The organism is Streptomyces sp. NPDC090108 (assembly GCF_044747185.1).
In the GTDB taxonomy this organism is placed as follows: Bacteria; Actinomycetota; Actinomycetes; order Streptomycetales; family Streptomycetaceae; genus Streptomyces.
In genome coordinates this window covers 25263-46047 of record NZ_JBIVDQ010000011.1, presented here as the reverse complement: position 1 = coordinate 46047, position 20785 = coordinate 25263, and the positions used below count along the sequence as shown (strand labels likewise).

The 20785-nt window shown below is 71.1% G+C and carries 17 protein-coding genes and 1 pseudogene; 14 read left to right on the top strand and 4 right to left on the bottom strand.

The features are described 5' to 3' along the window. On the bottom strand, positions 1 to 1617 hold the full coding sequence (locus ACIPRD_RS31160) for an ArnT family glycosyltransferase (RefSeq protein ID WP_401567885.1): 1617 nt from the start codon (positions 1615 to 1617) through the stop codon (positions 1 to 3). 276 nt (positions 1618 to 1893) lie between these two features. Between ACIPRD_RS31160 and ACIPRD_RS31155 the strand changes: the two genes are divergently transcribed. From ACIPRD_RS31155 to ACIPRD_RS31130, 6 genes are all read left to right on the top strand, one after another. Next, positions 1894 to 2886, top strand: coding sequence for a LacI family DNA-binding transcriptional regulator (locus tag ACIPRD_RS31155; protein WP_401567882.1), 993 nt, complete (start codon positions 1894 to 1896; stop codon positions 2884 to 2886). Between the two features lie 288 nt (positions 2887 to 3174). Beyond that, on the top strand, positions 3175 to 4530 hold the full coding sequence (locus tag ACIPRD_RS31150; protein ID WP_356410724.1) for an extracellular solute-binding protein: 1356 nt from the start codon (positions 3175 to 3177) through the stop codon (positions 4528 to 4530). Positions 4531 to 4610: 80 nt separating this feature from the next. Beyond that, the gene (locus ACIPRD_RS31145) at positions 4611 to 5531 is read left to right on the top strand and encodes a carbohydrate ABC transporter permease (RefSeq protein ID WP_401567879.1); all 921 of its coding nucleotides are present in this window, start codon (positions 4611 to 4613) and stop codon (positions 5529 to 5531) included. Then, on the top strand, positions 5528 to 6424 hold the full coding sequence (locus ACIPRD_RS31140) for a carbohydrate ABC transporter permease (protein ID WP_356410721.1): 897 nt from the start codon (positions 5528 to 5530) through the stop codon (positions 6422 to 6424). The genes ACIPRD_RS31145 and ACIPRD_RS31140 overlap by 4 nt, the downstream gene beginning before the upstream one ends. Continuing rightward, complete coding sequence (locus ACIPRD_RS31135; protein WP_401567876.1) at positions 6421 to 8454, top strand: beta-galactosidase; 2034 nt, start codon at positions 6421 to 6423, stop codon at positions 8452 to 8454. Before ACIPRD_RS31140 ends, ACIPRD_RS31135 begins: the two co-directional genes overlap by 4 nt. A 29-nt stretch (positions 8455 to 8483) precedes the next feature. Beyond that, complete coding sequence (locus ACIPRD_RS31130; protein ID WP_401567874.1) at positions 8484 to 10643, top strand: alpha-galactosidase; 2160 nt, start codon at positions 8484 to 8486, stop codon at positions 10641 to 10643. A 327-nt stretch (positions 10644 to 10970) separates the two neighbouring features. Here ACIPRD_RS31130 and ACIPRD_RS31125 read toward each other — a convergent pair whose 3' ends face one another. Continuing rightward, positions 10971 to 11807, bottom strand: a complete 837-nt coding sequence (locus tag ACIPRD_RS31125) for a hypothetical protein (protein WP_401567872.1) — start codon at positions 11805 to 11807, stop codon at positions 10971 to 10973. Positions 11808 to 12445: 638 nt separating this feature from the next. Between ACIPRD_RS31125 and ACIPRD_RS31120 the strand changes: the two genes are divergently transcribed. From ACIPRD_RS31120 to ACIPRD_RS31105, 4 genes are all read left to right on the top strand, one after another. Continuing rightward, positions 12446 to 13168 (top strand): DUF4397 domain-containing protein, encoded by a 723-nt coding sequence (locus ACIPRD_RS31120; RefSeq protein WP_356410709.1) that lies wholly within the window; start codon positions 12446 to 12448, stop codon positions 13166 to 13168. Positions 13169 to 13337: 169 nt separating this feature from the next. Beyond that, complete coding sequence (locus tag ACIPRD_RS31115; protein WP_356411293.1) at positions 13338 to 13562, top strand: hypothetical protein; 225 nt, start codon at positions 13338 to 13340, stop codon at positions 13560 to 13562. Between the two features lie 103 nt (positions 13563 to 13665). Continuing rightward, the gene (locus ACIPRD_RS31110) at positions 13666 to 14502 is read left to right on the top strand and encodes a DUF1206 domain-containing protein (RefSeq protein ID WP_356411290.1); all 837 of its coding nucleotides are present in this window, start codon (positions 13666 to 13668) and stop codon (positions 14500 to 14502) included. Between the two features lie 495 nt (positions 14503 to 14997). After that, the gene (locus ACIPRD_RS31105) at positions 14998 to 15648 is read left to right on the top strand and encodes a hypothetical protein (protein WP_401567869.1); all 651 of its coding nucleotides are present in this window, start codon (positions 14998 to 15000) and stop codon (positions 15646 to 15648) included. On the opposite strand, the gene ACIPRD_RS31100 is transcribed toward ACIPRD_RS31105, so the two are convergent. Next, positions 15608 to 16687, bottom strand: a complete 1080-nt coding sequence (locus tag ACIPRD_RS31100) for an effector-associated domain EAD1-containing protein (RefSeq protein WP_356411284.1) — start codon at positions 16685 to 16687, stop codon at positions 15608 to 15610. The two genes, ACIPRD_RS31105 and ACIPRD_RS31100, sit on opposite strands and share 41 nt — an antisense overlap. Between ACIPRD_RS31100 and ACIPRD_RS31095 the strand changes: the two are divergent. Next, positions 16681 to 17106, top strand: a pseudogene (locus ACIPRD_RS31095) (toll/interleukin-1 receptor domain-containing protein); the annotation flags it as partial. The gene ACIPRD_RS31100 and the pseudogene ACIPRD_RS31095 overlap by 7 nt on opposite strands. Before the next feature lie 27 nt (positions 17107 to 17133). Here ACIPRD_RS31095 and ACIPRD_RS31090 read toward each other — a convergent pair. Further along, on the bottom strand, positions 17134 to 18849 hold the full coding sequence (locus ACIPRD_RS31090; RefSeq protein ID WP_356411276.1) for a macro domain-containing protein: 1716 nt from the start codon (positions 18847 to 18849) through the stop codon (positions 17134 to 17136). 244 nt (positions 18850 to 19093) lie between these two features. On the opposite strand from ACIPRD_RS31090, the gene ACIPRD_RS31085 reads away from it, so the two are divergent. The 3 genes from ACIPRD_RS31085 to ACIPRD_RS31075 all read left to right on the top strand — a co-directional run bounded on the left by ACIPRD_RS31085 (position 19094) and on the right by ACIPRD_RS31075 (position 20742). Next, positions 19094 to 19366: a DUF3761 domain-containing protein gene (locus ACIPRD_RS31085; protein ID WP_356411273.1), complete on the top strand. Its 273-nt coding sequence runs from the start codon at positions 19094 to 19096 to the stop codon at positions 19364 to 19366. Between the two features lie 270 nt (positions 19367 to 19636). Next, entirely contained in the window at positions 19637 to 20062 is a 426-nt protein-coding gene (locus ACIPRD_RS31080; protein ID WP_356411270.1) for a sortase-dependent protein, read from the top strand. After that, complete coding sequence (locus ACIPRD_RS31075; protein WP_401567865.1) at positions 20059 to 20742, top strand: class F sortase; 684 nt, start codon at positions 20059 to 20061, stop codon at positions 20740 to 20742. Before ACIPRD_RS31080 ends, ACIPRD_RS31075 begins: the two co-directional genes overlap by 4 nt. Positions 20743 to 20785 lie beyond the last annotated feature (43 nt).

Here is a 20785-nt window from a genome sequence, read left to right as displayed (position 1 = left end):
TCACGCGTAGGTGCGCAGGCCCGGCCACATCTCGCCCCACTGGCGGCGGGGCCCTGTGCAGACGTAGACGTGGCCGCCCCATTCGAGGTTGTGCACGCCGTCGGGGTTCGAGAGGGTGGCGGCCACGCGGACATGCCGGAAGTACCGGCCCAGGTGGGCGGCGTAGGCGGGGGCGTGGCCGGGACCGGGGACGACGGCCACGACGGTGGTGGCGTCCGGGTCGCCGGGCCCCCACCACCAGTCGCTGTTGTGGGCGCTCACGGCGGTGGGCAGTCCGGTGCCGCGGCCGAGTTCGTTGACGGCACCGGCCTCGCCGTAGTCCGCCGCGAAGATCACCGCGTGCGCGCGCTGCCCGGCCGGGAGCTTCGTCCACACCTGCCGCACGGTGCCCACCAGTTGGGGCCAGCCCAGCGAGTTCCCGGAGTTCGCGCTGACGCCGTACGTCCAGCCGATGTCGGAGGCCGGCAGCACCGGCAGCACGATCACGGCGAGCAGCGTGGCCGAGGCGGCCGTTGCCGCCATCAAGGCGCGCAGCCGGTCGGGCCGGGAGCGCAGCCGTCCGTCGAGCGCGACGGCTCCGGCTGCCAGCAGAGTCACGTACAGACCGGCCAGGTAGTACACCTGCGCGCCGGTCGTCACCGCGAACAGCACGAACAGCACGGCGTACGCGATCACCAGGCACCGCCACAGCGGCCGGCCGGAGCGCCACAGGAACTTCAGCCCCGCCACCCACACCACAGCCATCGCGAAGCAGGCCATGCCGAACTGGCCGACGATCCAGGTGGGGATGTTGGCCGGGCCCCCGTTCTCCCCGTTCAGCGCCCGCGTCATCGCGAACATGGCCCAGCCGTGCCGCGCCTGCCACCACAGGTCGGGTAGCACGAGCAGTACGGCGATCAGCGCGCCCGCGAGCAGCCGGCGGTCGGCGGCGGTCCAGCGGGCGGGCCCGAGAAGTACGGAGGCCAGCAGGACAGCCCCGAAGGCGGCCGCGAGATGGTTGAACTCCGCGCCGATGCCGACCAGCGCTCCCGCGGCGAGCCACCATCGTGTTTCGCCGGTGCGGCCGATCCGTACGACCACGAGCGCGATCGCCGACCAGGCCAGCAGTTCGTACGACGTGGTGTTGGCGACGTGGGCGGCGCCCAGCAGCACCGGCATGGTGCCGGTCGCCACCGCGGCGAGCAGGTGGGTCCGCCGCGCGCCGCCGAACTCCCGCGCGGTCAAGCCGCCCACGACCACGGTGCCCGCGGCGGCCAGCGCGGGCCACAGCCGCAGGCCCGCCTCCGAGACACCGAACAGTGACAGCGAGACGCGTGCCAGCAGCGGTCCCAGCGCGGGCTGGTCCACGTAGCCGGCCTGGAGGTGCCGGGCGCAATCCAGGAAGTACAGCTCATCGATGTGGAAGCCGTAGCGCGGTGAAAGCGCCATCAGCAAGGCCAGGACCGCCCCTGCGACGGCGAACACGCGCCGATCCAGGGGTGCGATCGGCTCGCCCGCCTCTCCGGCTCCCACCGTGCCCCGCTCCGCCTCCGCCGCGCTGGTCCCGTCCGCCGCGCCCGTCCCGTCCGCCGCGCCTGCCGCGCCTGCCGAACCTGCCGTCTCTGCCGCGTCCGCCATCCCCGTCACCCCCGCTGCTCGGCCCCTGGGGCGCGTCGTCCGCGCGGCGCCGGGGCGGCCGGGCGCGCACGGCTTCCGGGCCGCTCGTACCCTACGCATCCGGTCCCGCGCGGTGAAGTGCTGCAGGACGGTGTGTGGTTACGGCCCGTGCGCCGGCCTCGCCGCCCGACGAGCCCCGGCACGGTGGCGCCGCAGTGCGGCCGAGGGCGCCGGTTCCGCCCGGGCGGGGCGTGTGCGGAGGTGAAGTAGGGTGATCATGCGAAGGGAGGGCGAGCTGTGCGCGAGCGGGTCACCATGGCGGATGTCGCCCGAGCGGCAGAGGTCTCCGTCGCCACGGTCTCCTACGTCCTGTCGGGGAAGCGTCCTGTCGCACCCGCGACGCGGAGCGTCGTCGAAGCGGCCATCGCGGAGCTCGGCTTCGTCGTCAACACGACGGCCCGCAGCCTGCGGACGGGGCGGTCCAGTCTCGTGGCGCTGATCGTTCCCGACCTCGCCAATCCCTTCTTCGCCCAGCTCGCGGCCGCTCTCCAGGCGGAGCTCCGTGTCCTCGGCATCCACGTCGTCGTCTGCGGCACACGCGCGCGTCGTGAGGAGGAGCGGGCGCTGCTGGCCGAGGCGGTGCAGCAGCGGTTCGCCGGGGTCGTGATCACGCCGTTCCGGCTGCTCGCCGACGACCTGCGGATCGTGACGGACGCGGGGATCCCGGCGGTGGTCAGCGCGGACGTGTCCTTCGGCCCGGTCGACCTGGTGACTCCGGACGCGCGCGCGGCCACCCGTCAGGCGCTGGAGCTGGTGACCGCCGCGGGGCGTCGCCGTATCGCGATGATCGCGGGTCCGAGGGACGCGACCGGCGGGGACCCCCGGCTGGAGCAACTGAGGGCACTGGCGCTTCAGTTCGGCACCGCGCTCCCCCACGAGCTGGTGGTGCGCGGGGAGCACACGCGCGACGCGGGAGCGGCCGGCTTCGCCGAGCTGATGAGCCGCCGCTACCGGCCGGACGCGGTGTTCTGCGGCAACGACGTGATCGCGGTCGGTGCCCTGGACAAGGCGCGTGAACTGGGCATCGACATACCCGGAGACGTGGGGCTCGTGGGCCACGACGACGCCTCTTTCGCGTCGCTGGTCCGTCCTCAGCTGACCACGATCCGCTATCCGGCGGAGGAGGTCGGCAGGGCGGCGGCCCGCCTGCTCAAGGAACGGCTCGACGGCCGGACCGTGCACCGCACCGTCCGGGTCAAGGCCGAGTTCGTCGCACGCGCTTCGGTCTGAGAGTCCGTCAACTCTCCTGTGTTCCACCCCGCATCCGCTTCCCTCACGCCTTGACCTAACTCGGTACGTAAACGATTCCGCACTCCGATTCCGAACGGCCTACCGAGCGCGAGTTCAAGTGATCCAGCAGGTCAGAGCCACAGCCGGCGCCACTCTCCACGCGCGAACGCATCGCACCGGCCGCTTCTTCGACTGATCAATTCCCGCAAGTCCGTTGACTTTTGTGGATTCTTGTTGTGAAGGTTGCGCCCACCACGTTCGCACGGCCCCGGCGTTAGGAGCACCCTCATGGCGACACCCGCCCGCACTTCCTCTGCCAGACGCTGTCTCGTCGCAGCGGCCGCACTGGCACTCACGGTGGTCACCGGCTGCGGCACAGGCGGCGGTTCGGACGACGGTGCGGCGGACACCGCCTGCAAGCCCGCCTCGGGCAAGGTCACCCTGGACTACTGGTCGTGGGTGCCGGGCATGGACAAGGCGGTGCGGCTGTGGAACAGCAAGCACCCCGACGTCCGGGTGAAGCTCAAGACGACCCCGGCGGGCAACGCCGGTACCTACCAGAACCTCTCCAACGCGCTGAAGGCCGGCGACGCCCCGGACCTGGGCCAGATCGAGTACGACTCCCTGGCCAGCTTCCGCCTCAAGGACGGCCTGCGGAACATCGCGTCCTGCCCCGGAGTCACCGCGGCCGAACCGAAGTTCGTCGACTGGACCTGGTCCCAGGTCGACTTCGGCGCCGGCGGCAAGGACGGCGTGTGGGCGATACCCCAGGACACCGGCCCGATGGCGCTGTTCTACCGCAAGGACGTCTTCGACAAGCTCGGGCTCAAGGCCCCGCAGACCTGGGCGGAGTACGAGAGCGACGCCCGCAGGATCAAGAAGGCGGGCAAGTACATCACGCACTTCTCGCAGACCGACCCGAACTGGTTCACCGGCCTGTTGTGGCAGAACAAGGCCACCATGTTCGAGCGCAAGGGGGACGCCTGGAAGGTCAGCGTCGACCGGCCGGAGAGCCGTCAGGTGGCCGCCTACTGGCAGAAGCTCATCGACGACAAGCTCGTCGCCACCGACCTCCAGGGCTTCTCCCCCGCGCTGTACAAGTCGTGGAACACCGGAGAGGTGGTCACCTGGATCAGCGCGGCCTGGGGATACAGCACCATCCGGGACAACGCGCCGTCGACCGCCGGGAAGTGGGCGGTGGCCCCCATGCCGCAGTGGCACGCCGGTGAGCAGCGCGCCGGCAACTGGGGCGGTTCCACCACCGCCGTGCTGTCCGGCAGCCGGCACCCCGCCGAGGCGGCCGAGTTCGCCCTCTGGCTCAACACCGACCCCGAGGCGCTCGCCATCCTCAACCAGCAGGGCGGCCTGTACCCGGCCGCGAAGGCGGGACTCACGCTGCCCGCGCTGAGCAAGCCAGTCGACTTCTACGGCAAGCAGAAGATCTTCGACGTCTTCGCCCAGGCGTCCGCGAACGTGGACACCGGTTTCACCTGGGGTCCCACGATGACCGACACCTACCGTTCCCTCAGCGACGGCACCGCGCGCGTGCTCGGCGGCCAGGAGACGCTGCCCGACGTCCTCAAGGGCACCGCCGCCGACAGCACCGCCTCCCTGCGCAAGCAGTCGCTCGACGTCACCGGCTGACCGGCCGTCCGATCCCGCAGCGCCGCCCCCGCCCCCGCCGCCACGGCCGCGGGGGCGGTCCCCTCGACGAAGGCCGCCCCGTGACATCTCTCGGTCCCCCCGCTCCCCCGCCGCCGGCACGCCGCCGCGCCCGGCGCACCCTCGCCCCCTTCGCGTTCCTCGCCCCGTTCCTGATCCCCTTCGTGCTCTTCACCCTCGTACCGATCGGCTACGCCTTCTGGCAGAGCCTGCACAAGACGGCGCGCACCGGAGGCACCTTCGGGCACACCCGCTCCGTGTTCGCCGGCTTCGAGCAGTACACCGACGTCGTACGGGAGCCGTTCTTCGCCGACAGCATCCTGCGGGTGGGCCTGTTCGCCCTCGTGCAGATACCGGTGATGCTCGCGTTCGCCCTGGTCCTCGCGCTGCTGCTGGACTCCGCCGTGGCCCGTCTGAAGCGGTTCTTCCGGCTCGTCTACTTCGTGCCCTACGGCATACCGGGCGTCGTCGCGGCACTGATGTGGGCCTTCCTGTACGACCCGCGGCTGTCCCCGATCACCGGCCTGCTGAAGACGGCCGGTGTCAGCGCCGACCTGCTGAGCCCCGGCCTCGTGCTCTGGTCCATCGGCAACGTCGTCACCTGGACCTACACCGGATACAACATGCTCATCCTGTACTCCGCGCTGCAGGCGCTCCCCGCCGACATCGAGGAGGCGGCCCGCGTCGACGGCGCGGGCGGCTGGACCGTCGCCCTGCGCATCAAGCTCCCGCTGATCCGCCCGGCCCTCGTCCTCACCGGGGTGTTCTCCATCATCGGCACCCTCCAGCTGTTCACCGAGCCGCAGGTCTTCCGGAGCATCTCCACCAGCGTCACCAGTACCTACACCCCCACCATCGCGGCCTACTCGCTCACCGCCGGCGACTCCTACAACGAGGCCGCGGCCCTGTCCGTGCTGCTCGCCGTGGTGACGTTCGTGCTGTCGTTCGCGTTTCTGCGCTTCACCACCAGGAGGCAGGGATGAGCCTGCTCACCCGTACCGAGGGCGCCCATGCCGTCGCGGGCGGCCGCGCGACCGCGCCGCGCCGGCTCTCCACGGCCGCCGCCGTCGCCTTCATGACGCTGGCCGCCTGCTACATGCTGCTGCCGGTCTACTGGCTGCTGGTCTCCGCGACCAAGAGCCAGAGCGACCTGATCGGCACGCCCGGACTGCTGCCGGCCCACTGGCACCTCGGGGACAACCTCTCCGCCCTCTTCCGCCAGCAGGACGGCGTCTTCGGGCGCTGGCTCCTCAACAGCCTGCTGTACGCGGGTGCCGGCGCGGCCGTCGCCACCTGCCTGGCCGCCGCGGCCGGATACGCCCTGGCCAAGTACAGCTTCAGGGGACGCGAGGCCCTGTTCTCCGTCATCCTCGGCGGCGTCCTCGTACCGGCCACGGCCCTCGCCCTGCCCCTGTTCCTGCTGTTCGCCCAGGCCGACGCCACGAACACGTTCTGGTCGGTGTTCCTGCCGAGCATCGTCAGCCCGTTCGGCGTCTACCTGTCCCGGATCTTCGCCGACGCGTCCGTACCGGACGAGGTGATCGAGGCCGCCCGCATGGACGGCGCCGGAGAGCTGCGCATCTTCACCGGCATCGCCGTACGCATGATGGCCCCGGCCCTGGTGACCGTGTTCCTGTTCCAGTTCGTCGTCATCTGGAACAACTTCCTGCTGCCCCTGGTCATGCTCCAGGACGACTCCCTCTACCCCGTCACCCTCGGGCTGTTCACCTGGCAGTCGCAGACCAGCCGGCTGCCCGTGCTGCAGACCCTGACCATCGTCGGAGCCCTCGTGTCCGTCGTCCCCATCGTGCTCACCTTCCTGCTCCTGCAGCGCTACTGGCGTGCCGGGCTCGCCGCCGGGGCGGTGAAGTCGTGACCCACCCCCTGACCGCGCTGAACCAGCGCCTGGGCGGCATCGCCTACGGCGGCGACTACAACCCCGAGCAGTGGCCCAGGGAGGTGTGGCAGGAGGACGTCCGCCTGATGCGGGAGGCGGGCGTGAACCTCGTGACCGTCGGGGTGTTCTCCTGGTCCCGCATCCAGCCGCGCCCGGACACGTACGACTGGGACATGCTCGACGAGGTCCTCGACCTGCTGCACGGGCACGGGATCGCCGTGGACCTCTCCACACCGACCGCGGCACCGCCGCCCTGGTTCACCAGGCTGCACCCGGACGCCCTGCCGGTGACCTCCGCGGGCACGCGTCTGGCGCACGGCAGCCGGCAGGCCTTCTGCCCGAGCCATCCCGCCTACGCCGAGGCGGCCGACGCCGTGGTCACCGCACTCGCCGGCCGCTACGCCGAGCATCCCGCCGTGGCCCTGTGGCACGTCCACAACGAATGGGGCAACCACAACGCCCTGTGCTACTGCGACACGAGCGCGAAGGCGTTCCGGAGCTGGCTCCGCGCGCGTCACACCACCCTCGACGCCCTCAACTCGGCCTGGGGCACCGACTTCTGGAGCCAGCGCTACGGGGACTGGGACGAGATCGACCCGCCGCGCGACACGACCGCCTTCCGCAATCCGGGGCAGGAGCTCGACTTCCGCCGGTTCTCCTCCGACGCGCTCCTCGGCCGGCACCGCACCGAGACGGCCCTGCTGCGCCGCCTCGCACCCGGCATCCCCGTCACCACCAACCTCATGGGCACGCTGGAGAAGAAGACCGACGGCCACGCCTTCGCCCCCGCGTGCGACCTGGTGTCGGTCGACCACTACCTCACCGCGGCCGATCCGGACGGGCACATCGATCTCGCCCTCAACGCCGATCTGGCCCGCGGCATGGCGGGCGGCCGGCCGTGGCTGCTCATGGAGCACTCCACCTCCGCCGTCAACTGGCAGCCCGTCAACGTGGCCAAGACACCCGGCGAGATGCGCCGCAACAGCCTCACCCACCTGGCCAGGGGCGCGGACGGCATCATGTTCTTCCAGTGGCGGCAGTCCGCCGCCGGCGCCGAGAAGTGGCACTCCGCGATGCTCCCGCACGCCGGCACCGACAGCAGGGTGTGGCGCGAGGTCAGCGCCCTCGGCGCCGAACTGGCCACGCTCACCGAGGTGGCCGGCAGCCGGGTCCGGGCGGATGTCGCGCTGCTGTTCGACTGGCCCGCCTGGTGGGCGCTGGAGCTGCAGGCCCGCCCCTCCTCCCGGATGCGCTACCTGGACATGGTCCGCTCCTGGTACGCGGCCCTGTGGTCGCTCAACATCACCTGCGACGTGGTCGCGCCCGGCGCCGATCTGACGTCCTACCGTGCCGTCGTCGCCCCGAACCTCTACCTCGTCGGGGACAAGGACGCCGCGAACCTCACCGACTACGTACGGCGGGGAGGGCACCTCGCGGTGGGCTGCTTCAGCGGGGCCGTCGACAGTCAGGACCGGGTACGGCCCGGCGGGTCCCCCGGCCCGCTCGGCGAGGTGCTCGGACTGCGCGTCGACGAGTATCTGCCGCTGCGGCCCGGCGAGAGGGCCCGGCTCGACGACGGGTCCGCCGTCGCGGACTGGGCGGAGCGTGTCGAACCGCGCGGCTGCGCTGCGGTGGTGCGCTTCGCGAAGGGGGCCGCGGGCGGCCCGGCCTCCGGCGGACCCGCCGTCACCCGCCACGACTTCGGCCGCGGCAGCGCGAGTTACGTCGCCACGCTCCCCTCGCCGCAGACCCTGCACGACCTGATCGAGGCCCTGGCGCACCGGGCCGGAGTGCGCCCCGTCGTCCCGCCGGTGCGGGGTGTCGAGGCGGTACGCCGTACCGGGCCGCAGGGCAGTTTCCTCTTCCTGGTGAACCACACCCCGCACCACGCGAAGGTCCCGGGGGTGCGGGGTACGGGACTGCTGGGCACCGAGGTGAGCGACTCGGGGGTGCTGGTCCCTGGCGGTGGTGTCGCCGTCGTCCGCGAGCAGGCACCGGCACGTCCGTGACGCCGTACGACTCCCGAGGAGACTTCGCGATGCAGACCGTCCCGGACCCGGCGGCCGGCCCGGCCGGTTCCGCCGCCGTGGAGGTCGACGAGGCCAGTGGCACCGTCGTCCTGCGCACGGCCGCCTCCTGCTACGTGCTGCGGGTGGACCGCTCGTGCGGTGCCGTGCGGCATGTGCACTGGGGGGCTCCGGTGCCCCTGGAGGACGCGGTGGCCCTGCCCGTGTGGGCCGACCACGACAACAGTTTCGCCGGGCGCTCCGACGGGGTGGAGGAGTATCCCGTGGAGGGCGGGGCCCGGTTCGGGGTCCCGGCGCTGGAGGTCCGGTTCGCCGACGGCGGCAGCGTCCTCGAACCCGTCGTGGACGGGTTCGGCGTCGCCGGAGCGGGACACGTGGTGGTCTCGCTGCGCGACCGCGCCCGCCCGCTGGCCTGGCACCTGCACTACCGGGTACGGCCCGGCGGCGACGTGATCGAGCGCTGGACGGAGATCGAGCACACCGGTGGCACCGGCGCGGACGCGATCCTGCTGCCGCGTCACGCCTCCGCCCACTGGCCGCTGCCCCAGCGGCACGGCTGGCGTCTGTCCGCCGTGCATGGGGGGTGGGCGTCCGAGAACCGTCTGGCCCGTACCGAGGTGGCCGTCGGGGAGACGGTCCTGTCGAGCCGGCGCGGGCACTCGGGTCACCAGTCCAACCCGTGGGCCGCGCTGGACGCGGGCGACGCCGACGAGGAGCACGGCGAGGTCTGGGCCACCGTGCTGGCCGCCAGCGGCAGTTGGCGCGTCACCGTGCAGCGGACGGCGGCGGGACGCGCGGGTGTCGTCGCGGGGGAAGGGCATGAGGGCGCCGAGATCGCGCTGGCTCCCGGCGGACGGCACGTCACCGCGGTCAGCGCGGCCCTGTACGGCACCGGTGGCTTCGGATCGGTCAGCCGCGCCTTCCACGCCTACGTCCGCCGGCACGTCCTGCCGCACCCCGGCGAACCGCGGCCCGTGCTGTACAACTCGTGGGAGGCGACCGGGTTCGAGGTCGACGAGGCGGGGCAGCTGGAGCTGGCCGGTCTGGCGGCCGAGTTGGGCGTGGAACTCTTCGTGGTCGACGACGGCTGGTTCGGCGCCCGCGACGACGACCGGGCCGGGCTCGGCGACTGGACCCCGCACCACCGGCGCTTCCCCCGCGGACTGCGCCCTCTGGCCGACGAGGTGCACCGGCTCGGCATGGCCTTCGGTCTGTGGGTGGAACCGGAGATGGTCAACCCCGACAGCGACCTGTACCGCAGTCACCCCGGCCATGTGCTCCACCTGCCCGACCACACCGCCACCGAACTGCGCCACCAACTCGTGCTGGACTTCTCACGCCCAGAGGTGACGGAGTGGGCGCGGGAATGGCTGCGCCGCCTGGTCGGGGAGAACGAAGTGGACTTCCTCAAGTGGGACTTCAACCGCTCGTTCACCGAAGCGGGTGCCCGTGGCGGTCCCGACGCACGTCGGGTCCACGTCGAGCACGCGCGTGGCGTGCACCGGGTGATCGACGGCCTCAGGGCCGAGTTCCCGCATCTGCGCATCGAGTCCTGCGCGGGCGGTGGCGGGCGCACCGATCTGGGGATGCTCGCCCGGACCGACCAGGTGTGGCCGTCCGACAACACCGACGCCGTCGACCGACTCGGCATCCAGCACGGCTTCAGCCAGGTGTACCCGGCCTGCGTGATGTCGTCCTGGGTGACGGACAGTCCGAATCCGCTGACGGGCCGGCGTGTGCCGCTCGCCTTCCGCTTCCACACGGCCATGGCCGGTGTGCTCGGGGTGGGCGGGGACCTGGCCCGGTGGGCGCCGGCGGACCTGGCCGAGGCGGCCCGGCTGATCAGCGTCTACAAGGACATCCGCCCGGTGGTGCAGCACGGCCACCAGTACCGGCTGCGCGCTCCGGGCGAGGGTGCGCTGACGGCTGTGCAGTACGTCGAGCCGGGCGCCGGACGCGCGGTGGTGCTGGTCTGGCGTCCGCACGCCGGCTTCGGACCGGCCGAACCTCCCCTCCGGCTGCGCGGGCTCGACCCGTCGGCCCGGTACCGAAACGAGGACACCGGGGCGGAGTGGTCGGGGCGGACCCTGGCGGCCTTCGGTCTTCCCGTTCCCGATCTGGCCGACGGCGACGGCGCGAGTGCGCTGGTCCGTCTGCGGAGGGTGGGGTAGCGGGGGGCCCGGGTCGCAGGGCGGGCGTGGCCGCAGGGCGGGCGTGGTCGCACGGTCCTCCGGCTCGGCCGCTTCGCCTTTTCGGCCGGGCGTGTTCCCCTCACCTTCGACCGGGCGTCTTCGCGCCGTCTCGCGGGGCCTCTTCACCCCGTTCGGCTGGACGTCTTCGCACCGTGCGGCAGGGCGTCTTCACACCCGTTCGACCGGGCCCTTCGCAGGCGTCGGCCCAGGAGTGGTCCGCTCCTGGGCCGACGGTCCGGTGTGATCGGCCGAGCACCTGCTCGGTCTCGACCGGTCAGCCGAGCAACTCCTCGGCTGCTGAGCTCCTCAGCTGTTCAGCCGGCAGGCGGCGAGTGCCTCCAGCCCGGCGGGCTCCGCGCCTCCCGCGCGCCGGATGTCGATGCCGATGCGGTCGATCACCGCTTTCCTCTTGCTCTCCAGCGGGTTGAGGATGGCGTTGTCGACGAAGGCGGGTCCCCCTTCGCCCTGCGACCGGGCCAGTCGGCCGTCGGCCTCGGTGATCTGCTGGGCCAGAGTGGCAAGTTCACGGCTCACCTGGGCCTGTGCGGCGGCCGGCGTGCCGTCGGCGGGAAGGGCGCCGGCCACATCCGGACAGTCCACGGTGGGTGCGCCCGCTTGAGCCGAGGCGCTCTGGCCGGCGGGAGCCGGGCTGCCGGAGGCCGTGTCGCCTACACCTGCACTGGCACCAGCACCAGCACCAGCACCAGCGAGGGTGCACGGGGCGAGCTTCTCCAGGCCCTCGGGCTTCTCGGCCGCCCGCCCGATGGCGGTCTCGATCCGGTTCAGCGTGGCGGTGCGTTTGCTCTCCAGCGGTCCGAGGATCGCGTTGCGCACGAAGTCGGGGCCGCCTTCACCCTGGGAGCGCGCCAACCGCTTTTCGGCCTCGGCCAGTTGCTTGTCGAGAAGCGCCAGGTTCCTGTCGACCTCGGCCTGCGCCCGTGCCGGGATCTCCGGCAGTGCTCCCTGGACGGTGGGACAGGAGATGCTCTGGGCGGCATCGGTCCCGTCGGCCGCCGCGTCGCCGCTCTCGTCCGCGAACGCCCCGGCCACTGCCAGGGAACCCGCGATGAGTCCGGCTCCGACGATGCCCGCACCCATGATCCGGTACTTGCGGTACTTGCCTCTGACTCGCTGTCCTGCCATCGCTTCGGCTTCCTCCGAATGGAGCGACCGGTCCCGCACCCGGTCACTGCGAATACATGGTGTTCGGTGAGTCCCGCCCGTATGCGTCTGCCGTCAGTACGTGACACGTCTCCCGCGCGTTCAACGGCGTCGCGGAGCCGGATCGCCGAGGCGGCGGAAGGGCGGACGTGGCGGACACGACGGAGAGAAGGGAGAGGGAGGTGAACCCGGCAGTCCGGCGCCCAGCGGCTCAGCCGCCCGGAAGCGCGCGGCACCCCGGTGTCACCCGGGGTGCCGCACCGCGGCAGCCGCTTCGTTGCACCACGGTGATGCCCGCCGCCGACGCGATGTGGTCCGCGTGACGGGCAACGTCATCATGGGATGACCGCCTCAGGCTAGATCACCGGTGCGGTCGAGGCGGCTTCGCGTTCAGCCACGTCGTAGCTTCGTAAGAATTGAGGGATGTGCCGCTCGGCCGTACGCCACTGAACGGGAACGCGGACCCGGCGTCTGCGCGAGGCCGCGATCAAGCGGCACCCTGATCACCCCATGCGACTTTCCATCACAAACAGAAGATAGATACCCGAAAAGTGCAACCGCGGGCAGTCCGTCGACCGAAATCGTGCGTGACAGGGTCGTCGATCGAAGAGGACGCAGCCATGACTGTTCGTGTGGTGGGCACAGCCCTGACCTGGGGAATCGCCGTCGCCTTGTCCGCCACCGCGGGCGCCCCGGCGTTGGCCCAGCCGAAGGAGGCCGGTGAGCAGGCGACCGTGTCGGTACTGCACGCCATACCGGGCCTGACGGTCGACGTCTACGCGGGAAACAAGGAAGTGATCCCCGACTTCAAGCCCGGCACCCTGACGCGCCCGATGAAGCTGGACGCGGGGTCGTACGACATCAGGATCTTCAAGGACGGCGACGGCACCAAGGGCAGGCCGGCCATCGCGAAGAAGGTCGACGTTCCCGCCGGTGTCGACGCGACCCTGGTTGCCCACCTGACCGCGGACGGCAGACCCGCGCTCGACACCTTCGTCAACGACACGTCGAGGGTCCCGGACGGCAAGGCACGACTGACCGTACGTCATGTCGCCGCCGCACCGGCCGTGGATGTCCGGGCCGACGGTTCCACGCTCTTCAGGAACCTCACCGACGGCAAGCAGGCGACACGGGAGGTGCCGGCCGGCGAGGTCACCGCGGACGTCGTCCTGGCCGGCAGCGGCAAGGCCGTGATCGGTCCCGCCGAACTGCGTCTGGCCAAGGGCACCGACACGGTCGTCTACGCCTGGGGCAGCGCGGCCGGGAAGAACCTGGCCCTCAAGACACAGACGCTCGGGAACACGGATCACGCCCGCGAGCACACACGGCCGGACCGGAACTAGGGGGTGTCTCCCCGATCTTCGTGGGTCCGCGAAGATCGAAGAGACGCCCCCTAGGGCCCGGTCAGCGCGGCGACAGACACACGCGCGTCCCGCGCGCCCACAGACCTGGCCCTCCGGAACTGCCTGCTTCGCGTTCCGCCCCCCATCTGGTCCAGAGATCGGAGCCGTCATGATCGTCAAATTCCTGTACGACAAGGGCCTGCGCAGCCGGCACGCATACTCCGTCGCCTGTCTGAGCATCGGCCTGTCCGTCGCTTCGTGGCTGACCTCCGTGGAGGTCGAGTCCAACGGGGTGGACCGGGCGGACCGCTGGGGCATCTTCATCGCCACCTGGCCGGCCACGTGGTTCGGCCTGGGGCAGGCTCTGGCCCAGTACGAGAGGGCCGACGCCTGAGCGGCCGGCCTTCCGCCTCGGCGAGCAGTGACTCAAGCATGGGTGTCCCGCCCTTGGCGTCCCGTCTGGTATGTGCGGGGCGTCAGGGGGAAGTGGCGATGTCATGAGCGCTTCTTCGAATGTGCGGGACGGGGCCGGCCGCGCGAACGGCAGCACGGCGGTGAGAGTGGCGGGGCGCGCGGGATTCGCGGCCCGCGGACTGATCTATCTGCTCGTGGCCGCCATCGCGGTGCAGATCGCTTTCGGGAGCGAGGGCAGCGGGCAGCAGGCCGACCGCGGCGGTGCGCTCGGCCAACTGGCCGACAAGCCGCTGGGGTCGGTGATGCTGTGGATCGTCGGACTCGCCCTGGTGGGCATGGCGTTGTGGCGGCTGTCGGAAGCCGCGTTCGGAGCGTCCGGACCTGACGGCGCCAAACCGTCGAAGCGGGCGATGTCCGCGGCGCGGGCCGTCTTCTACGGCTTCGTGTCGTACTCGGTGCTGTCGTACGCGGCCGGCGAGAAGGGCAGCGGGAGCGGCTCCTCCGACCGGCAGACCGACGACGTCACGGCGACCGTCCTGGGATGGCCCGGCGGTCAGTGGATCGTCGGTGTCGCGGGAGCGGTTGTGGTCGGCGCCGGTGTGTGGATCGCGTACCGGGCCGCGCGGAAGAAGTTCCGCAAGCACCTGCGGACCGGGGCGATGTCCGCCCGGGCGCTGCGCGGTACCGACATCGTCGGCACGGCGGGCGGTGTGGCCCGCGGCACGATCTTCGCTGTGGCCGGGGTCTTCGCCATCGTCGCGGCCGCCCGGCACCAGCCCGACCAGGCGAAGGGCATGGACGACACCCTGCGTTCGTTCCGGGACCTGCCCGCCGGGCCCTGGCTGCTGACGCTGATCGCCCTCGGTCTCGCGGCATTCGGCCTGTTCTCCTGGTGCAACGCGCGCTGGCGCGATCTCTGACCTGGTCACGGTCGCCGAGGGCTGCGCCCGGACCGACGACGTGCCGCGCTCAGGGCGCCGACCCGGTCCTGCCTCTGCGTGATCTCCGTCGACCGTCTCGGGGGTGACCGTGGCGACGGACGGGCATGGTGCCTTCGACGCACGCACGATGCCTGCCGTTCCAGGCAGTCGATGGGTGTCGTGCGTGGGAGGGGCGGGGTGGTGGGCGAGCTGGCGCACGCGGTGGAACGGATCCAGGTATCACCTGCGCGGTTGGCGGGCTGGCACGGCGGACGGGTCGGATCGACCCTGCGGTTGGAAGGCGATTGTCCGGCCTGCGGGCATCCGGTCGTCGCGGTGGTGCGGCTCACCGCAACAGCGTTCGAGGGCGGGGGGACCGCGACTGCGGGACCGTCCGCGCTGACCGTCACTCTGGAATGTGCCTGTGGGCGGGAGCACGCGGGACAGCCCGGCGGACCGCCGCGCGGGTGCGGCCGGACGTGGACCGCGACCTCGATGACCGACGCCGCCGGGGTCGTCCATCTGCATCCGGCGAACGACCCGTACCTGGCCGAGGCGGCAGAAGCCTGGCGGACCGCGCAGCTGGACCAGTTGACGCGGCTTCGTGCGGCAGCGGAGAAGTGGACAGCCGGCATCGCGTCCCTTCTGGGACTTCTCGGTGTGCTGGGCGTCGGGTTGGAGGCCGATCGGGCCGCGGGGCTGACGAACGCCGGAAAAACCGCTGTCGCCGCGTCGATGGCCGGCGTCGTGCTCCTCGGAGGCTTCGCCGTCGTCCAGGGCTACCGCGCCGCCTACGGCTGGCCTCGCACTCGTGCGGTCGTGTCCGACGACGAACTGGCCGGCTGGTACTCATCGCTGCGGGCGCTGCCGTCGGCGACGGCGGCGCGCCTGCGCGGCGCGGTGATCGCCGCCGGAGCAGCGTTGACCGCGATCACTGCGGCGACCGTTCTTCCCTGGCTGCTGGCTCCCGCGGAACCGTCCGGACCAGTGGTGAGGGTGGCGCTGACGGACCGTTCCGTGGTGTGCGGAACGGTCCTGTCGTCGACGGCTGCCGGCCGGATCTTCGTGCGCAGGGCCGACAGCGGTGCTGTGCGGGCCATCCCGGTCAGCGCTGTGGTGCGCCTGTCGGCGGTGGAAAAGTGCTGACCACCGGGGCGATCGGCACGGCCCGGTTGTAGGCCGGAACGTGCCAGGAGTCCTGACGCGGATCGCCCGCCTGATGAATCGCGGCCACGTCCAGCGCAAGGGTGAAGCAGGGGGAACCGGACGATCCGTGATCGGTGTCCGCGGTGTGCCTGATCCGGGTGCCATCGGCGTTGACCGCCGTGACTTTCCCGAAAGCCAGTCGCATGGGGCCGCCCAGCAGGTGTTGGAAGACGACGATGTCGTCGCCCTCCTGGAGGGTGGCGAACGCTCGGGTGTCGATCCAGCCCCTGTCCGCCGAGCCCGGTTCCGGGTGCTCGCCGATAGGGCGGCTGCCGGGCGAGTCGGCGAGGCGGAGGAGGGCGAAGTCCAACTCGTCGAGGGCCGGTATCCGCTCTCCGGCGGGGTCCAGGTCGGCGTCGCCGTACGGCGCGGACACCACGCACCACTGCGGTGCGAGCGCGGATACGGTTTCCTCCGCCGGCCGTGGCCCGCCTTGCGCCCCGAGACCGTCGCCGAGTCTGTGGTCGAACCGCACCCGGACCTCGTCCGGGCTCAGCCGCCCGTCGAAGAGCCCCTCCACCACATGGAAACTGGTAAGGCAGAGATCGGGACCCACGAGAAAACCGGTGCCCAGCGCGCGGGGCATGCCGGACGAGACAGTTTCCAGCCTGCACACCCGCCCTTCGATCAACCCGATCCCCGCACGGAAGATCGCCGGATGGATCTCCGGAGCACGGAGGTTGAGGATGCTCTCCAGGCCTCCGGTCTCCACGGCGAGCCCCAGGTTCTGGGCGGTCAGGAACAGGCCAGGATGCCCTGGTCGTGACTTGCGCGCCGCTGTGGCGAGAAGGTCGAGCCAGCCCTCGGAGTCGGCCGCCCGGATCACGTCGAACACGATGGCGTCGTAGCTGGTGCGCATCGAGATGCGGTGCAAGTCCTTGTTCAGGCGGTAGTAGAGGAACTGCCTCAGCTGCTCCGGCTGAAAGGCCTCCATCAGTGCTTCGCTGAACCGCTCGGCAACCTGTCCGTCCAATGGCATGTTGCGATCCTTCCCCCGTTCCACCTCGCGTGCGCCTGCGAGAGCGTCCGGAGCTATCGGGACATGTGGTCCCCCGCCGGAGCAAGCAGACGCGATACGATCGAGAGGTGACCGAAGTCCGAGATGTTCCCGGCACCATGGTTCCCCACCATGCCGCCGATCCTCAGCTCGTCTTCGTCAGCTACAGCCGTCGAGACCGTTCGTCCGCTCTCCGGTTGGTGCGCTGGCTGCAGGACGCGGCTCTGGACACCTGGATCCATGGACCTGAGCTGCACGCTCCGGCCTGGCAGGACAGGGTGTTCCCGCAGATCGAGCGCTGCGACATGCTGGTAGTCCTGTCCAGCGCCCACGCGGAAGCCTCCGACGGGGTGCGCCAGGAGATCGCGTACGCACGGTCGCTCGGCAAGCCCGTCGTCCGGCTCGGCGTCGACGAGGAGCGGACGTGGTCATTGCCCCACGGGCAGTGCGAAGCCCGTGGTGTCCGACGGGTGCAGCACGATGCGCAGTTCCCGGCACACCGAGGCGCGTCGCGTGTGCTCCCTGAACGAGGTCAGGGTCATGTTGATGAGGGTCTCGCGCTCCAGCTCCAGCCGTGACAGGCCTGCCCCGAGCACGGGCATGGCGAGTGCGCGATCCGGCTCATGGCGCCGCACCGTCTCCCAGAGGTTGCCGAGGCTGAGACGGAGGAAGGCTGCCGTCGACCGGGTCGTCAGAGTGTTGTCCATCCTGCTGAAGGCCACAGCGAAGACGCGCCGCCGATCGCGTTCGAGGACAGCGACGGTGCCCACCGGGTAGCGCGTCAGCTTGCCGTACCGCTTCGCCGAGCGGGTCTCCAGGCTTTCGGCGTCCACGGTGGCGAGAGCTCGTTCGAGGTCGGCGTCCAGAGCCTCCACATCGCCGTGGTAGATCCGCTCGACGAGCTGTCCTTGGAGGCTCGACGGGCTGATCACACGGCTGCCGTCAGTGGCGGTGTCGAACGTGTCGCTGAAGCCCACGACCAGGTTGGCATCCTGCTCGAACAGGTCGCCCTGCACGAAGACCACCTCGCCGTCGTCTCGCCAACCGGTCGTGCTCGTGGGCACACGTGCCAGTACGCGCGAGGTGCGGCGCGTGGCCGCGGACTCACGCTTGAGTGTCTCCAACCGGTCCCGCACCGCAGCGGCGATCTGTTTGCGGTCCGTCGCGACAGCGCAGATCTCGCGGAGTCTGGCCGCCATGACCGTCTCCGAGGTGAGCGGGGCGGCGAGGGTGGCCTGTTGCGTCTCCCCCGTGTCACCGGACTGGTGTGCCGGTCCGCTCCCGAGCAGGGCCAGCAATGTGGCGCAGAAGCCGCTGACGTCCTTCTCCGGGGTCGCGGGCGGGTCCTGGGCAGACGAGAGCATGGGCACAGCGGGAAAGGTGAGCAGTGGCTCGCCGTCGGAGGTGAGGAGGATGTGCGGGGGTCCGATGGGACCGTAGGCGGCGCCGCGATTGTGTGCGACGGTGAGGGCGTCGGCGAGCTTGGCTCCGATGTCGATCACCTGGGCCGCTCCGAGCGGCGCGGGCCGGAGGATGCCGGCGCGTCCGATGTCCTGGATCAGGTACGGATGCCTGTCCATGGTGAGGCCCGAACCAAGGAGGTCCGCGACCCGGTGGTGGAACGACGCTTCTCGTGCCAGGCTCACCTCCTCGAGGAACTGTCGCTCCGAGACATCGGTGTCGAGCACCTGTGTGTGAAGGCGGACGAGGCAGTGCCGTGAGGTGTCCTCGTCGTGGAGGCCGAGGTGCACGGCGCCGTCATGGATCACCACGGACTCGTATGTCAGGTTGGCAGGACCGACCGTCCGCTCGACGATTCCGTAGATCTCTCTCAGGTCGAAAGCCGGGTGCGGAAGCCGGCTGATGCCAGAGGTCGGCTGCGGCACATGCAGTCCGGCCCACTGCGCGAGCCTCTTGTTCTGCTGCCGCTGATCGACGGCGGCCCATACCAACTCGCTCAACCATCCGTGCTGTTCGGCGTTCTGGATGACTTTGAAGACGAGGTCGTTGTGGTTGTCGGAGTCTCCCGCGATGGAACCCAGCCGGCGGCTCAGCTTGAAGAAGAAGAGTTGTTCGAGATCATTTCTGGAGATGAAGGCGTCCAGCAGCAAGCTGTAGAGCTGTGCCCGCTCCTCGCGGCTCAACGACAGGGGTTCGACCGGACACCTCCAGCTCGCGGACCTTGTCTTCACAGTAGCCTCAACCCCGCTGTCGGCCGTCGCCTTTGACCGAGGTCCGGTGAGACCGAGTGTCGGTCGGGCCAGGGCGCAGGGGTGTCGAGGGGCTGTCGGTGCGGTGGGAACCTACCTGTCGGTAGTGGCTGAAAGGCATCTCACCTCGCTATAGGATCCTCTCGAAATAGCTCAATCTCTGAGGGGGGACCTCACCTTGCGTGCACGACTGACCGCCGGGGCGATAGCTGTCGCCGTCGCCGGTGTCTTCTTCACCGCGCCGACCGCTTCCGCCGCGACGTCACTCCCGGCCACGAACACGGCGCACCACTGCGTCCACCACACCACGGGGCTCTGCGGCTGGACGCACCACCAGAAGCCGGCGAACAAGACCGAGACCGCCAAGTGCAAGGACGCGAGCCTGTCGTACTCGCGGCACTCGCAGGGCACCTGCTCTCACCACCACGGCGTCAAGTACTGGTTCAAGTAGGCCGCTTGATCCGGATGGCCTCCTCCGCTCGCGGAGGAGGCCATCCGCGTTTCCGCGCACGTGGTCGTGAGCCGGGTTCACCGACCGGCGCTGTGCACCACGGCCGACCCAAGCACCCGTGAACGCTCCGGGCACCCCGCGTCCCCACACCCCCGCGCGCGACTTTGCCGATCCTTTACAACCTGGTCCGCCCCTGTCTCGTCTCTCCGCTCGTCCATCACGCAGCCCGTCCGGCCGTCCGCCGGGCAGGCCGACGAAAGAGAGCGATTCATGCGCCGAACAGTCCTCAGCGGCACGGCAGTCGCGTGTGTCGCCGTGCTCGCGAGCACGGTGCCCGCCTTCGCCGACGGGGCGAGTGCCACCCCGAGCGCCCGTCCCGCCGCCACCTCCGCACCGTCGACCCGGCCGAGCGCGGCACCGAGCGCGGTCCCGACCCGGGCGCCCAGCGCGGTCCCGACGCGGGCGTCCGGCCAGGCGCCCTCGCCCGTGCCGTCCGCCGCGCCGGGTCAGGGACGCGGACACGGACGCGGCCAGGTCGGTGTCGTCCCCAGCGGTGCTCCCGACACCGGTGTGACCGACGGGGCCGACAGCTCCGGCGACAACGGCATGCTGGTGGGCGGCGGTGCCGCCGGCGTCCTCGTCGCGGGCGGCGCGGCGGTCTTCCTCGTGCGTCGCCGACGGGCGACCGGGGCATGACCCGTCTCTCCAGGCGCGCGTTCGTCACCGCGGCGACGGCGTCGCTGCTCGTGAGCTGCGCCGGACACGGCGGCGGCGCGACGTCCGCCGCCCGCCCCGGTGGCACCCACGTGTCCGACCGCCCCTCCCGGGATCCGGTGAAAGCCCCGCAGGTGTCCGGCAGTTCGGCTCCGGTGCGGCTGCGGATCCCCGCGATCGGCGTGGACACCCCGGTCATGCGGCTCGGGCTGGCCGGGGACGGAAGCGTGCAGGTGCCCCCGATCAGCGCGCACGACCAGGCGGGCTGGTACCGGTACTCCCCGGTGCCGGGCCGGACGGGTCCGTCGGTGATCCTCGGTCATGTCACGGTCGGCGCGTACGGGGACGGCGTCTTCCGCCGGCTCGACCGGCTGCGCCGGGGCGACCGGATCAGCGTGCGCCTGGAGAACGGCACAACGGCCGGCTTCACCGTCACCTCCGTTCGGACCGTCGCCAAGGCCGACTTCCCGACGGAGGCGGTCTACGGGGACGTCGGCCGGCCGGAGTTGCGGCTCATCACGTGCGGGGGCCCGCGAACCGGCGACGGCTATCGCGACAACGTGATCGTCTTCGCCGCGTCGAGCCCGACGAGTTCCGCGGAGCCCGCGAACCCCGCGCACTCCGCGAAGCCCACGAGCCCGTCGCACCCCGCGAGCCACTGACCGGCATCCGCACGCCCGGGTCCCGGGCCGACGGAACGAACAC